This is a genomic window from Chitinophaga sp., from assembly GCF_039596455.1.
In the GTDB taxonomy this organism is placed as follows: domain Bacteria; phylum Bacteroidota; class Bacteroidia; order Chitinophagales; family Chitinophagaceae; genus Chitinophaga.
On the sequence record NZ_JBCNJR010000004.1, the window covers coordinates 266,921 to 280,334 of the forward strand.

The 13,414-nt window shown below is 55.0% G+C and carries 11 protein-coding genes; 2 read left to right on the forward strand and 9 right to left on the reverse strand.

The annotated features are described in order from the left end of the window. Window positions 1-21: 21 nt before the first annotated feature. Together ABDW36_RS15920 and ABDW36_RS15925 are read left to right on the forward strand one after the other, a co-directional pair. On the forward strand, window positions 22-591 hold the full coding sequence (locus ABDW36_RS15920) for an alpha-ketoglutarate-dependent dioxygenase AlkB (RefSeq protein ID WP_343702912.1): 570 nt from the start codon (window positions 22-24) through the stop codon (window positions 589-591). Window positions 592-626: 35 nt separating this feature from the next. Beyond that, the gene (locus tag ABDW36_RS15925; RefSeq protein WP_343702913.1) at window positions 627-1,898 is read left to right on the forward strand and encodes a M23 family metallopeptidase; all 1,272 of its coding nucleotides are present in this window, start codon (window positions 627-629) and stop codon (window positions 1,896-1,898) included. A gap of 4 nt (window positions 1,899-1,902) precedes the next feature. Here ABDW36_RS15925 and ABDW36_RS15930 read toward each other — a convergent pair whose 3' ends face one another. From ABDW36_RS15930 to ABDW36_RS15970, 9 genes are all read right to left on the reverse strand, one after another. Beyond that, entirely contained in the window at window positions 1,903-2,559 is a 657-nt protein-coding gene (locus ABDW36_RS15930; protein WP_343702914.1) for a GIY-YIG nuclease family protein, read from the reverse strand. 92 nt (window positions 2,560-2,651) lie between these two features. Continuing rightward, the gene (locus tag ABDW36_RS15935) at window positions 2,652-3,806 is read right to left on the reverse strand and encodes a geranylgeranyl reductase family protein (RefSeq protein WP_343702915.1); all 1,155 of its coding nucleotides are present in this window, start codon (window positions 3,804-3,806) and stop codon (window positions 2,652-2,654) included. Between the two features lie 119 nt (window positions 3,807-3,925). Next, the gene (locus ABDW36_RS15940) at window positions 3,926-5,515 is read right to left on the reverse strand and encodes a M60 family metallopeptidase (RefSeq protein ID WP_343702916.1); all 1,590 of its coding nucleotides are present in this window, start codon (window positions 5,513-5,515) and stop codon (window positions 3,926-3,928) included. Window positions 5,516-5,587: 72 nt separating this feature from the next. Continuing rightward, window positions 5,588-7,225, reverse strand: a complete 1,638-nt coding sequence (locus ABDW36_RS15945; protein ID WP_343702917.1) for an acyl-CoA dehydrogenase family protein — start codon at window positions 7,223-7,225, stop codon at window positions 5,588-5,590. A gap of 106 nt (window positions 7,226-7,331) precedes the next feature. Continuing rightward, on the reverse strand, window positions 7,332-8,090 hold the full coding sequence (locus ABDW36_RS15950) for an SDR family oxidoreductase (protein ID WP_343702918.1): 759 nt from the start codon (window positions 8,088-8,090) through the stop codon (window positions 7,332-7,334). Between the two features lie 174 nt (window positions 8,091-8,264). After that, window positions 8,265-9,626 (reverse strand): DegT/DnrJ/EryC1/StrS family aminotransferase, encoded by a 1,362-nt coding sequence (locus tag ABDW36_RS15955; RefSeq protein WP_343702919.1) that lies wholly within the window; start codon window positions 9,624-9,626, stop codon window positions 8,265-8,267. Between the two features lie 94 nt (window positions 9,627-9,720). Next, the gene (locus ABDW36_RS15960; protein WP_343702920.1) at window positions 9,721-10,497 is read right to left on the reverse strand and encodes an amidohydrolase family protein; all 777 of its coding nucleotides are present in this window, start codon (window positions 10,495-10,497) and stop codon (window positions 9,721-9,723) included. Further along, window positions 10,487-11,425, reverse strand: coding sequence for an amidohydrolase family protein (locus ABDW36_RS15965; RefSeq protein WP_343702921.1), 939 nt, complete (start codon window positions 11,423-11,425; stop codon window positions 10,487-10,489). The genes ABDW36_RS15960 and ABDW36_RS15965 overlap by 11 nt, the downstream gene beginning before the upstream one ends. Before the next feature lie 272 nt (window positions 11,426-11,697). Further along, window positions 11,698-13,362, reverse strand: coding sequence for a serine hydrolase (locus ABDW36_RS15970; RefSeq protein ID WP_343702922.1), 1,665 nt, complete (start codon window positions 13,360-13,362; stop codon window positions 11,698-11,700). Window positions 13,363-13,414: the final 52 nt, after the last annotated feature.

The following is a 13,414-nucleotide window of genomic DNA, read 5'->3' on the forward strand; positions in this document are numbered from 1 at the left end:
GGCTTTCGCTTCTCTCTTCCCGTGGCTACGCTGTTCAACATAACACCCTCCTACCCGCGGGGCTTCCTTTACTTCCCCGGTTTTATTTCCGCCGAAGAAGAGGCCTTTCTGCTGAAAACCATACAGGGCCTTGAGCTGCATACCTTTACCTTCCAGGGCTACGCCGCCCGGCGGAAAACCGCCAGCTTCGGGTACGATTATTCTTTCGATAAAAAGGCCCTTACCATGGGGAAAGGCATCCCCTCCGCCTTTGATCATCTCATCCATAAAACGGCCGTACAGGCCAACCTTCCGCCCGCCGCGTTTGCGGAACTGCTGGTAACGGAATACCCGCCCGGCTCCGTGATCAACTGGCACCGGGACGCCCCCCCGTTTGACCTGGTGGCGGGCATCTCCCTCCAGGCCGACTGCACCTTCCGCTTCAGGCCTTACGAAAAAGAAAAACAACACCGGCGCGCCATTATTTCCCTTTCTGTGGAAAGACGTTCACTGTACATCATGCAAGGCCCTGCGCGGGAAGACTGGCAGCACAGCATTTCCCCCGTACAGAGCCGCCGGTATTCCATCACCTTACGCACCCTCAAAACATGAAGCATATGGCAAGGTATTTATCAATTCTCTGCGTTATGGCTGTTCTGCTGGCCGGGTGCTCCACCTCAAAGAGAGGCATCTTTGCCAAAAAGACCCCGCATGAGCAGTACGCCGCCCGTATTTTGGACGCGGGGCTGAAAGAAACGGCCCTGGGCAGCCTGTGGTTTGCCGCAGCTGAAAAGGCCCTGCTGAAGCCCCTTACCGTTTCGCTGCCTTACCAGGAAACAGGCTACTTTGCCGCAGACAGGCCGGATGCCGCAGGGTACATTTTTACCGCGCAGCAGGGAGAACAGCTGCATATAACCGTCAGTGTTAAACCGGCCGGCAACATACGCCTGTTTGCAGACCTGTGGCAGCCAGCCGCTGCCGGCGGCGCCCCTTCCCTGCTGGCCAGCGCGGATACCACCCATTTGCTGCAATATGAGGCAGAGCGGAACAGCAGCTTTGTGCTGCGCCTTCAGCCGGAACTGTTATCAGGCGTGGAATATACGATCAGCATCACTACCCGGCCATCTCTCGCCTTCCCGGTACCGGGGCAGGCAAACGGGCGGATAGGCAGCTTCTGGGGAGACGCGAGAGACAGGGGCGCACGCAGCCATGAAGGGGTTGACATTTTCGGCAAGTTCAGGATGCCGGTAGTAGCGGCGGCAGACGGTTTCGTTACAAGAACGGGAGAAAACAACCTGGGCGGGAAAGTAGTGTTCCTGCGGCCGGACAATAAAAACTACACCCTGTATTACGCGCACCTCGATTCGCAACTGGTCACCTCCGGGCAAAGGGTAGCCGCCGGTGATACAGTGGGGCTGATGGGCAATACCGGCAATGCCCGCAACACACCTACGCATCTTCATTTCGGAATATACACCGGCTCCGGCGCGGTAGATCCCCTGCCATTTATCAAAGCAGACCGGCAAAACGCCCCGGCCATCACCGCCTCCCTAAACCTGCTATCTGCTTATTGCAGAAACAGCGCGCAGGCTTCGCTGTACGACGCACCGTCCAATAGCGCCCGCGTTTCCAACAAACTGCCGGCCAACCAGGTAATGCGCATCCTGGCCGCGGCCGGGGGCTGGTATAAAGTATCATTGCCGGATAACCGGGAAGGATTTATTGAAAGCAGCCGTGTTACCACCAGGCCGTACAGGAAGCTGGTAACCGCCGCCGCCACGCCATTGCTGGACGCGCCCGACAGCACTGCGGCTGTAAAGAGTTCCATTGCCGCGGGAGAAACGCTGCAATTACTGGGCGGGCATAACGGGTATTACTTCACGGAGAATATGTCAGTTGCGGGTTGGGTGAAGATTTGACAGCTCAGTACAGCTGGTTTCGCAATATTCTTTTGATCATCTGAATAGTAGGGCGGCTGAGCTCACCTTTGTATTTCTGCAAAATGGCGCTTTCGCTCACGCCATCGTTCAGCTCGCTGATCACCCTGAGCCACTTGCCGAGGAATTCCGAGTTGGGCGTGCGGTACCTCATGAGCCGCCTTACGGTTTCAATGACGGCTTTGCTGACGGTGGCCTCATACAGCTCAAACACTTCATCGTTGCTGAGACCCAGCCTGATATCGTCCGCAATACGGGCATAGTCCTGCAGGTATTTTTCGTTGGCTTCCATCACCTGCAGCAAGGGGTTGCTGCTGAAGGTGACGGGAATATGTTTCTTACGCTGTTTCTGCAGGGATTGCAGGGCGTAGTTGCGGGCAATATTGTCACAGATCACCAGGTCGCTCCGGTTCAGGGCAAACCATTCGCCTTTCACCCGCTTGTGCTGGAAAACAATGTGCAGGCTTTCTTCCAGGTCAGTCATGTTCAGGGCGGCATACTGCCTGATCACGCGGAAAAGAATGGGCAGATGGGTATGATAAGCCGCCAGCCGCCGCTGCAGATCGCTTGTCTTACCTATCTTGTACAGGTTCTTTCCCGTGTTCAGGATGTATACACATTTGCCAACTTGTACTTGCTGCATGGGTTAATTTTCACAGTTGTTAAATGATAATGGCGCCATCAATTTACGACTATGATGGCGGTATACAAAGCGGAGGGGCGGATATTTTCTCCTCACTTCATAAACTTCCTCACTACCCTGTTCTTCCCGATCACAAACGCTGCATTAAAAAGGAACGGCATCCTGGCCATGGTTTTCAGCACCATCGTTTTCCTGCGCATGTCTGCGCCCGCCGCTTTATGCAATTCCTGCTCATACTGTTTCACAAAGGTTGCGCTGAAGTTGCCGGCTGCGAAACACCGCATTACCTGCGCTGCCGCCAGCTTGCCGCTCAGGATGGCATTGCCGATGCCGTCTCCGCTTACGGGATCGATAAGGGAGGCGGCGTCTCCGGCCAGCAGAAAATGGTCCCCGCTCATTACCACCCACCGGGAGCCCATGGGCAGGCCGCACCCCTGCAGCGCTCCTTCCGGTTGGGCATGCCGGAATTTTTCCCGGAGTATGGGAGACCGCTCAATAAAATCGTGGAAGACGGTTTTTACGTTGAGCTTCTCTTTCACCACGTTGTCAGACAAGATGGCCATACCGGCGTTTACAAGGCCGCCTTTGATGGGGAATGCCCAAAAGTATCCCGGCAGGTATTTACGGTCAAAATAGACTTCCGTGCAGGTATCTTCCATACCTGACACGCCGGTGTAGTAAGCCCTGACACCGGCCACATGGTGTTTTCTGTCTATCTGGCGGCCGGTCAGTTTTTTGGCGGAGATGCCGTTGATGCCGTCTGCGCCTACCAGCATGGTGCATTGATAACGTTGCCCGCTTTTGGTGCTCACGGTATACCCGCCCGGAGAGCCGGTGATATTTGTAACCCCGTCTCCTTCCAGCGTATGAATACCGGGCCTGTTGCGGATGCCGGCAAACAGGAAGTTGTCAAAACTTTCCCGCGTGGCGGTATAGGCCTCCAGGCTCCAGGAAAAATCAAGCCGCTTGTTGTTGTAGTAACATACCGTTTGGCGGGTGGGCAGCTTTTCAGTGAAAGCAGCAAGCCGGCCGGCAAACTGCGGGTCTATTTCGTGCAGGAACTTGATGGCCCTGCCGGGGATGGCGTCTCCGCAAACCTTGTCCCGCGGGAAAGTGTGCTTGTCTATAACGGCAATGCACAGCCCGGAGGCGGCGAGGGCCATGGCACAGGCGCAGCCGGAAGGGCCGGCGCCAACAATAATTACATCATAACGCGGGGTGCTTGCGGGGCCAGGTATAGGTTCCATCCATCTTGAATTAGGGGCACAACTTATATAAATTTCCTGAACTGTCAAATGGGAACGGGCAGCAAAAAGGCTTTGCATGTTGCATGCAAAGCCTTTAAATATCAATAGCGTATTCTTGCCTAGTCTTCCAACATCGTAATATCAACCGCCGGTTTGGGCAGGTCCATGGCCCTGATGCCGGCCTTGCAGGCATCTACCATTTCCTGCGTCATGTTGTAGCTATACTTTCCGTAGTCGTCGTAACTAAAATTGCCCACGTAGAAAAAGCCGTATTTGTCAAAAAAATCGGTGAGGTCAGTTTTGCTCACTTCACAGGCCGTTTTTACAAAATTGAGTTGAGACTCAGCAGGGTTGCGGCCCCGGTCGTCCCAACCTTCTTCCCGTGCGGACTGGCCAGCGGGCCTGGCCGCCGCGCCCTGTTGCCTGAAGGCCTCAAATAGGTCAGGATAAAAATCAGGATACCTGCCTGCGCCGGAAAAATAGAGGTGCAGCTGCCAGAAAGGGATCAGGCGGTTGAACACATCTTCATCCTGCAGGTAGCTGATCTTGCGGGCAATAATACTGTCCCGCGCTTTCTCGTAGTTTTGCTGTGCAGACACCCTGCTTTTGTTGCCGAAGGAAGTGGTGACATACAGGGAGAAAATGTTATTGCTTACTTCGCCCAGCCCTCCCCAGTTAAAATACGGCCGCACCTGGTGAACATGCCCCACTTCATGGCTGAAGCCCCAGCAGGGATCTCCCTTGATCACCCGCTCAGGGTCTGCCACCAGCGGCATGGCGTTGCCCGGTTGCGTACCCATGTAAGCCACACCGTCCCCGTCCCGGAACATGTAATAGTTATAGTTGACACGCGCCAGGATGTGGTTCTTCGGCACCTTATTGTATTTGATGAGGCCCAGGATGCGGTGCTGGCGGTACACCATGGAATCATAATTACTGATCAGCTCCACACCCCTGCCGTACGCGTATTTCTTACAGGCCTCCGCCGGGTAGGCCACCTGTATGTGCGCGCCTTTGGCATCTATCACCGGATATACGGCACTATCTATGAGCCGGTCCCAGTCTGCATTGGTATGTTTGGCAATATCGAAATAACCGTTTACGCGGCCGCCTACAAAATGCACTTTCACCGGTTTTTCTTTCTCCGGCGTGTCTGTATAATAATCAACATAGGCCAATCCATCGAAGCCCTTTACATAAATGATGTTGACACCATTTTTCAATCTGAATTGCTGTTTTACAATACTCCAGCCCGCGGGGTCTTCGGTGGGGTCAATACCTTCCGGGGCGCGGCGGTTCCAGTTGGGAATGAGCAGGTTCACCTTCTTCCCTTCGGGAATGTTTTCCGCCAGTATAACATGGCTCCCGGTGGGCAGGTAGATGCCGGTCATATTTTCATACCGGCTGTAGCCGTCACCGATCATCAATTCTTTTCCCAGCGTGGCAGGCGTGAGGCAAGCTTCATAGCTGGCCAGGCGGTAAGCAGTGCTGTACTGCCCGTTGAGCATGGCCAACGCGGCTTCCTTCAGCTGCGGCGTCTTGATCTTTTCAATGTCTTTTTTCTTGATGTTCTTCCTGAGGCCTGAGGCCAGGGGATCTTTGAACACGGCCAGGTCTTTTGCAGCATCGGCAATTTCCTGCGGGGATTGCGCGGTTGCCCTGCCCACCAGAGCAGTAAAAAACAGGGCCATCATAAATTTTGGCGTCATGGGTGCGGGTTGAGTTTACTTATCATACAATTTGTGGGAACAATATAATGAAAATCCAAAGATGACAAGCAGCTACCTGGCTGTAAAATGCGTTCTCCTGATGACTTCATCCAGCAGTCCCCCTTCCGGCAGTGTACCCCAGGTGATGCCTCTCCCTTCTGAAAGCCTCGCCTCACAAAACAGTTCCGCCATGGCCGGCGGCGCAATACGGAACAGCTCCACGGCCTGTATGGCCAATGCCATTTTTTCCACAATGGCGCGGGCGTTGTGTTCCAGCCCCTCAACGCGCGAAAGCAATTGCCGGAGCTGGTGCAGCTGCCTGTCAAGCCCGGTATGCAAGCCTTCCGCCTGTTCAAAATAATGGAAAAGCGCTTCCACGCTGCGCGGTTCCCGCTGCATGGCGCGCAGCACGTCCAGCGCCTGAATGTTGCCGGAGCCTTCCCATATGGCGTTCACCGGCACATCCCGGTAGAGCCGGGGCATGATGGATTCCTCCACGTACCCATTGCCGCCGATGCATTCCAGCGCCTCCCCCATGGCCAGCACTGCGCGCTTCGTATTCCAGAACTTGGCAACGGCGGTGGCTATACGGGTGAAGTGCAGCGCTTCTTCATCCGTGCGGGCATCGTCAAAACCCTTTGCCAGCCGGAAGGCCATTGCAATGGCGGCTTCAGATTCCAGGCAAAGGTCTGCCAGCACGTTTTGCATGAGCGGTTGTGATATAAGCGGTTTGCCGAAGGCGCTGCGGAAGGTGCAATGATGGATGGCTTCCGCTACTGCCCGTTGCAGCGTGGCGGCGGAGCCGATGGCACAATCCAGCCGCGTATGGCGCACCATTTCCATAATATTGGCAATGCCCCTGCCCTCTTCTCCTATGATGCGGCCCCAGGCGGCGTGGAACTCTACTTCCGCGGATGCATTGGAGCGGTTGCCCAGCTTGTTTTTCAGCCGCTGGAAATACAGCTTGTTCTTTTGCCCTTCCGGCGTGAACCTTGGCACCAGGAAGCAGCTCAGGCCTTTGGGAGCCTGCGCCAGTACCAGGAACGCGTCACTCATGGGCGCGCTGCAAAACCACTTTCTGCCCGTAATGGCGTAGGCCCCGCTGCCAAGGGGGCGCGCGGCGGTGATATTGGCCCGCACGTCACTGCCGCCTTGTGGCTCCGTCATGGCCATGCCGAAGGTGCAGCCTTTCTTTTCATAATAGGGAATATGGCGGGCATCATACTCATTGGAAAGCACGAGCGGCAGCCATTCTGCGGCTATGCCGGGCTCCAGCTGCAGGGAGGGTACCACCGCAAAGGTCATGGTGAGCGGGCAACTGCTGCCTTCGTCTATCTGCTGTTTGAGGTAAGACAGCACGCTGTGGGCCAGGTAGCTGCCCGTAGTCCAGGAAACGGCATGCACACCATGCTGCATGGCTGTTGCCATCATCTGGTGGTAGGCGGGGTGAAACTCCACCACGTCCAGCCGGTTACCGAAACGGTCATGCGTTTTCAGTACGGGCGTATGCTGGTTGGCCAGCGAGCCGGCTTCCTGCATGGCGGCGCTGCCCATGATGCTGCCGAAAGCTGCTGCCTGTTGGCTGAACTGCTCTCCACCATATGCAATTAGTGCCTGGCAGAGGGCTTCATTGGCGGTGAAAGAATTGTAATTCTCCAGAGGGGGCGGCTGATTGAGGGAGCAGGCAAAATCAAAATCTTCGGGAAGCATGACTGGCCGTTTTGGTGATAGTCAAATGTAGGCCATTTACCGCAAAGCCTCCTAACGCAAAACGGCTCCCGGTGAGGGGAGCCGTTTTGCATATGGTGCATGAGCTTTATTTTGCGTTGGAAGCGCCGTCTATCACATACTTTGCGCCTGAGATAAACTGGCTCTCGTCAGAGCCAAGGAACAACACCAGGCGGGCTATCTCAATTGGCTCTGCATAACGGCCCAGGGGAATACCGGCGGCCAGGGCCTTTTCCGTTTCGGCGGCATGACCGGGAGTATATCCTTCTTCAATGGACCGCATCATGCGGTTGTTGACGGGAGACGGGTGAATGGAGTTAACACGGATCTTGCGCGGTGCGGCTTCCAGCGCAGCCGTTCGCATAATGCCCACTGTAGCGTGCTTGCTGGTAACGTAGGCCACAAAATCTGCCGACCCGCCCAGCGCCGCGACAGATGAGGTGATGATCATGCTGGCCCCGTCTTTCATCTGGGGCAGCACATATTTGCAGCCCAGGAACACACCCTTCACATTCACCGCCATCACTTTGTCAAACACATCTTCCGGGAATTCTGTAATGGGTTTTACCACGCCTTCAATACCGGCGTTGTTAAAGAAAATATCGATCTTTCCGAACTGCTTTACCGTTTCTTCGGCATAACGTTTTACATCTTCAGCCCTGGTGACGTCTGCCGCCACATAGGCCGCATTGGGCCCCAGTTCTTCCGCCGCTTTCTTCAGGCTCGTTTCATCCAGGTCTACCAGCATTACCCTGGCGCCTTCATCTATAAAAAGTTTAGCTGTTGTTTGACCAATACTGCCAGCACCGCCCGTAATCAGGGCTACTTTATTTTCCAGCCTTTTCATAATACAAGTTTTTATGTGATTCAATGATCACAGGTACATGGATATAAACGGGATAACAAGCATGATCATGTTGAAGTATGCCAAAGGTAGCCCTTTGCCGATGTCTGAAACATGACAACTATCATCCAACAAGATGTTTAACGTTTTGTTTACTGTACGGGCAGGATTAACATATTACAGGTCTTTCAACCGCTCCCTGTTATTGTGCACCTTCATCACGGCGTTCACCACATCGTCCATATCCGCCTGCCCGGCCAGTAAGGAGCCGGAGCCGTGAAGCACTACCATCTCTTCACATACCCTGTCACAGTTGGGCAGCTGGCGCGTGGCCTCTTCCCAGGCTTTCAGGCGGGCGGCGGAATGCATCTTTTTGTAATCATCGAGGCGGAGAATGTGATCTACCCAGGCCTCGCGGTGAAGGCCGTTGGGGATGTACGGGCTCAGGGCAATACCTTCCGCGGCCAGCGCTTTGAGGAATTGCTGGCGCGAAGCATTGTTGAAATGTTCTTTTTTGTAAGACATGGCATAGTTGTAATAACTGCCGTTCTCCGTGCCGGGGTATCTTTTCTGCGGCGCCAGTCCCGCAAAGCCGCGAAGTTTTTCCGTGAGGTAGTCTGCATTGCGGTTACGGAGGCGGAAGCGTTCCTGAGCGGTGGGCAACTGTCCCAGCAGTACAGCCGCTTCAAACTCGTTCATGCGGTATTTGGGGCCAATGGTAACATGTTTGCCTTTCCTGTCTGTACCATGGTTGTGCACGGTGAAGCAGGCATCCATGAGCGCCGCATTACTGCCTATCACCGCGCCGCCTTCGCCGCAGGCAATCTGCTTGCTGGCCTGGAAACTAAAGCAGCCGAGGTGGCCTATGCTGCCCAGGGGACGGCCGCGGTGGGTGGCCAGTACGCCCTGGCAGGCGTCTTCAATCACTTTGAGCTTGTGTTTGGCGGCAATGGCCATGATGCTGTCCATATCAGCCGGCAGGCCCATCATGTGGACCGGCATAATGGCTTTGGTGGCGGGGGTTATTTTTCGCTCCACATCGGCGGGGTCCAGCTGGTAAGAATCCACGTCCAGGTCTGCCAGCACGGGCAGGGCCCTGCAGGTGAGAATGGCGGAGATGGTGCCGAAGTCTGTGTAAGGAGACGTGATCACCTCATCTCCCGGCCCAATGCCCAGGGCGGCTACGCTCACCGCCAGGGCCTGCGTGCCGGAGCCGGTGCCCACGCAGTATTTTGCGCCCAGCATGGCGGCAAACTGGCGTTCAAACGTAGCTACGTTACCGTTTTCGCGGGCCTGTATACGGCTCCATACGCCGCTCTGCGTGGTTTTGACCACTTCGTTCACCATGCGTTCATCTACATACGGCCACTTCGGCCATTTTTTGGCCGCCGCCCTTACGGGTTGACCGCCCAGCGCGGCCAGGGCGCCGGCTGGCTTAGAGCTGCTGGTTGCGGCCAGCAGCGGGGCGGGCAGCATGCCTGCAATAGATGCGGCGGTGAGCCTGCCCAGGAAGTGGCGGCGGTGGATGTGTTGAGCCATGGGAAATGTTTTTAGCCAGTGTATTTCGTTTTCAGAAAAAGCGTTTCCATGCAGTGACATGCAACTATATCAGCAACAACAATTTCCAGGAACCCTACAGCCCCAGGAACCTTTGCGCGTTCCGGCAACGGTACTGCTCCTTATCACCCTCCTCCGCGCGCAGCGAGTCTATCCGCAACAGACCGGTGTAATAGTCCAGCACCGGGAAGTGTGTGCCAAAGGCAAAACGCTCTTCTCCGAAGCGTTGGGCAAATTTGGCCAGGTGGCCAATATGCCGGCCGGAAGTATCGAAAAGCACATCTGTTTTTTTCAGCAATGCTTCTTCTTCCGCGGAAAGCGCTACGCCCGTGCTCAGGTTCAGCAACATGTACTTTGCGTCCGGCACGGCCTGCAGCAGGGGCAGATAATCTTTTATGGCCCATTCCGTGGCCAGGTCCATCCATGACCGCTGCCGCTCGTCTACCATGCGCATGGTGAGCGCAACAGGAATGTTGCTATCCCGCGCCATTTTCACCAGCTCCAGCAGTGCGGGCTCTGTAATCGAATAATCATGATAGTTAGGGAACACGCGGATGCCTTTCATGCCCAGCTTTTTCACGCATACCTCAAAATCATCTTTCCAGCCGCCGTAAATAGGATTAATGACGGCGAAGGGTATGAAGCGGTCTTTGTAAGCCTTTTTTGAATGAACCTCTTCGTACAGTTCTTCGTTGGCAGACTGTGTGTTCTTGTAAAAAATGCCGTTCAGGTTGGTAACAAGCGAAACGTCTGTACCGTACTCTTTCATCCTGGCCAGCAGGCCTTCGCAGGTATTGCCATGCAGCCGTTTGAACGGCCAGTGGCCCACCCAGGCGTTAACATCAATCAACATGGTAGCCTCCTTTTTTCAGGATGTTATTGTAGTTATCAAAAAATATCTTGCGTTTTTCGGCGTCTGTGAGGCGGGCGTCTATTAGCTTGCCTACAGACTGGTAATACATGTTGTCCGAGCCGAACAGCACGCGGTCAACACCCAGCTGCTGCACGGCAAATTCCACCATGTTGTTTTCGTTGTTGCTGCCGGAGGTATCTACATACACATTAGGACTGTGTTTAAGCGCCTTGCAGGCGTACTCCCAGTCAGGCCCGCCGCCGATGTGCGCAAACTGGAACATGGCTTCCGGGTAGCGGGCGGCAATGGATATAAAATCTTCCGGTCTTGATGCGTTCGGCTTCATGCGGCGGTCATACTTCATGCGGTAGCCCGCAATGCCCAGGGTGGTTTCCGCATGCATCAGCATGATCATTTTCAGGTCTATCAGTTTTTCCACGATGGGGTAAAACAGGGGGTCGCTGATCTTCACCTGGTAATACACCTTGACGCCTATCATGCCTTCACCGGTACAGCGTTTGATCTCTTCCAGCGATTCTTTCGGGTAAAGCGGGTTGAGCGTCAGCATGCCGGTGAGCTTGCCGGGGTACTGGCGCATGGCTTTCAGTATCACGTCATTGGCCGCCCTGAAGTCATCAGGCGTGGCAACGGGTTTGGTAACCGGCTTTGAAAGGAACATGCGCTGTATGCCCAGCCGCTCCATGAAGTCTACGTTCACCTCCGGCCCGTCTTTAGACAAGCCCAGGTGCACGTGCGCGTCCAGCTTGCGGTAGCTGAGCACCTGCTTCATACGGTCTGCGGGCGTTTTTTCCGCCACGGCTGGCGTATTTTCTGCCGCGGCGGCCAGGAGGCTGTTGCCGAGCAGCATGCCGGAGGCAGACGCCGCTACGTTGCGCATGAAGTTCCTCCGGTTAATGGTGTTTCGCATAATTGGTATTTACGGTTAAAACGGGAACAGTGCCGGCACCGCGTTGGCGCGGTGGGGTTGCTTCGGTCTGATGCTGCGCTGCAGCCACATTTGCGGGATTACCGGTTAAAAACGGTAACGTACCCGAAAGTAATAACAAAATATTATTTATGCAACAGGCCGGTGAGGAAACTATCCGGCGGGCATGGTTGCGGGCTCCGGAAGGCAACATATTATTTGTACAGCAGATGTACAGGAAACAAACCGGGCTTCGAGGTCGCACTCCGGGCAACTCACATTTTGTTAAACCGCAGATGCAGCACCCTCCCGTCGTTCACCTCAAAGCCTTCTATCTCCTTCTTTTCATTGCGCAGGATTACCAGGTGGCTCATCCACCAGAAATTGCTATGCAGGTGGTCTGGCCCGGCAAAGCGGAGCGGCATGTCAGTGTATTTGTTGCTGGTGAGCACCAGTTGGTTGTTCTTCACGGTGATGCCGTAGCTGTAGTCCAACTCCGGGCAATAGTAAGTGCCTTCATAAGCTTTCAGCTCCCGTTCCGAGGTGGGCGCGGTACTGTACTTCTGCAGCAGGGCGGTTTCCCCGGGCGCAAAAGTGACCAGCACCGTAGTATCTCCCGGTCTGGCGTTGAATGCGTATTGCTGTGCGGGATTGTCAAGAGAGCTGAAAGTGCCCCTGTCTCCTTTCAACAGCGCTGAGCGGCCAAATGCGTCTGCGTAAAGTTTGTTATTGGTGATGCGAAAGGCCATCCGCGTGCCTTCGTCAGAAATATAGCTGCCTTCAAACTGTTTCATGGCGGACGGGTTGCCCAGCACGGCCCCGCTGCTGTCTGGCCGGGCGGCGTTCTCTTTGGCGGCAGGCATTTTTTCCTGTACAAACAGCTGCATCACTTCTTCCGCCCTTGCGCCTGGGTTAAAATCTCCTACATTGGCCAGCACCACGCAGCCCAGCTTAAGATCGGGGTATACCAGCAGCGCCGTGCGGTAACCTGCATCCGCACCGTTGTGCGCAAAGCCGCGCCAGCCCTTGTACGTAAAGTTGCCGATGCCCAGCGCATAGTCTATCACTTTCCCGCTGTTCAGGCGGCCTTTTTCGGTAAGCTGCGCAATATCCTGCGCATCACCGGCTACCGGATCGTAGAAGTTCATGATCCATTTGGAAAGGTCTTCCACAGTAGTAAAAAGACTGGTGGCGCCGGTGTTGGAATAGCTCAGCACGCTGTTGGCAAACTGGTTGCCGTTCTTCCGCTGGTAGGAATAGGAACGGCCTTTTACGATCTCTGTATAGTCGTCATGAAAATGCGTGCTGTTCATTTTCAGCGGTTTGAAAATGGCGGAGTCTGTGAATTGCCGCAGTGTTTTTCCCGTTACGGATCTCACTATTTCCGCCAGCATGGTATAACCGCTGTTGCAGTAATTATAACGTTCTCCCGGTTTGGAATTGAGCGCCCGCTGGCGGCTCAATACCTTGATGATCTGCTCCTGCGTGATCACATCGTCCAGCCGCGTGCCGGCGGTAGCCAGCAGCTGCCACTGGTCGCGGATGCCGCTGGTATGATTGAGCAGGTGGCGGATGGTGATCTTCTCCCCCAGGTCAGGGAACCAGGGCAGGTACTGCCGTACATCATCGTCCAGGCGGAGCCTGCCCTGCCTGGCCAGCAACACGATGGCGTAGCCGGTGAACTGTTTGGATACGGAAGCCACATGAAAAATGGTAGCCGGCGAATTGGGCACGTTATATTCAAGGTTGGCCACGCCGTAACCTTTGCTGAAGATCAGCGAATCGTTCCTGATGATGCCTACGGCGCAACCGGGGCTATTCTCACTGTCCCAGCGCTGGAAAAGCTTGTCTATTTTTTGCTGCATGGAGTCAGGCAGGAACTGTGCCTGTGCATAGCCGGAGAAAAGGAATGCCAGCAGAAGGAGAAGGCAGGATCTCATGAGGGGTGAATTTTGATGCTGAGTGTAGTATTTCCCCGAATTTAATAATTAT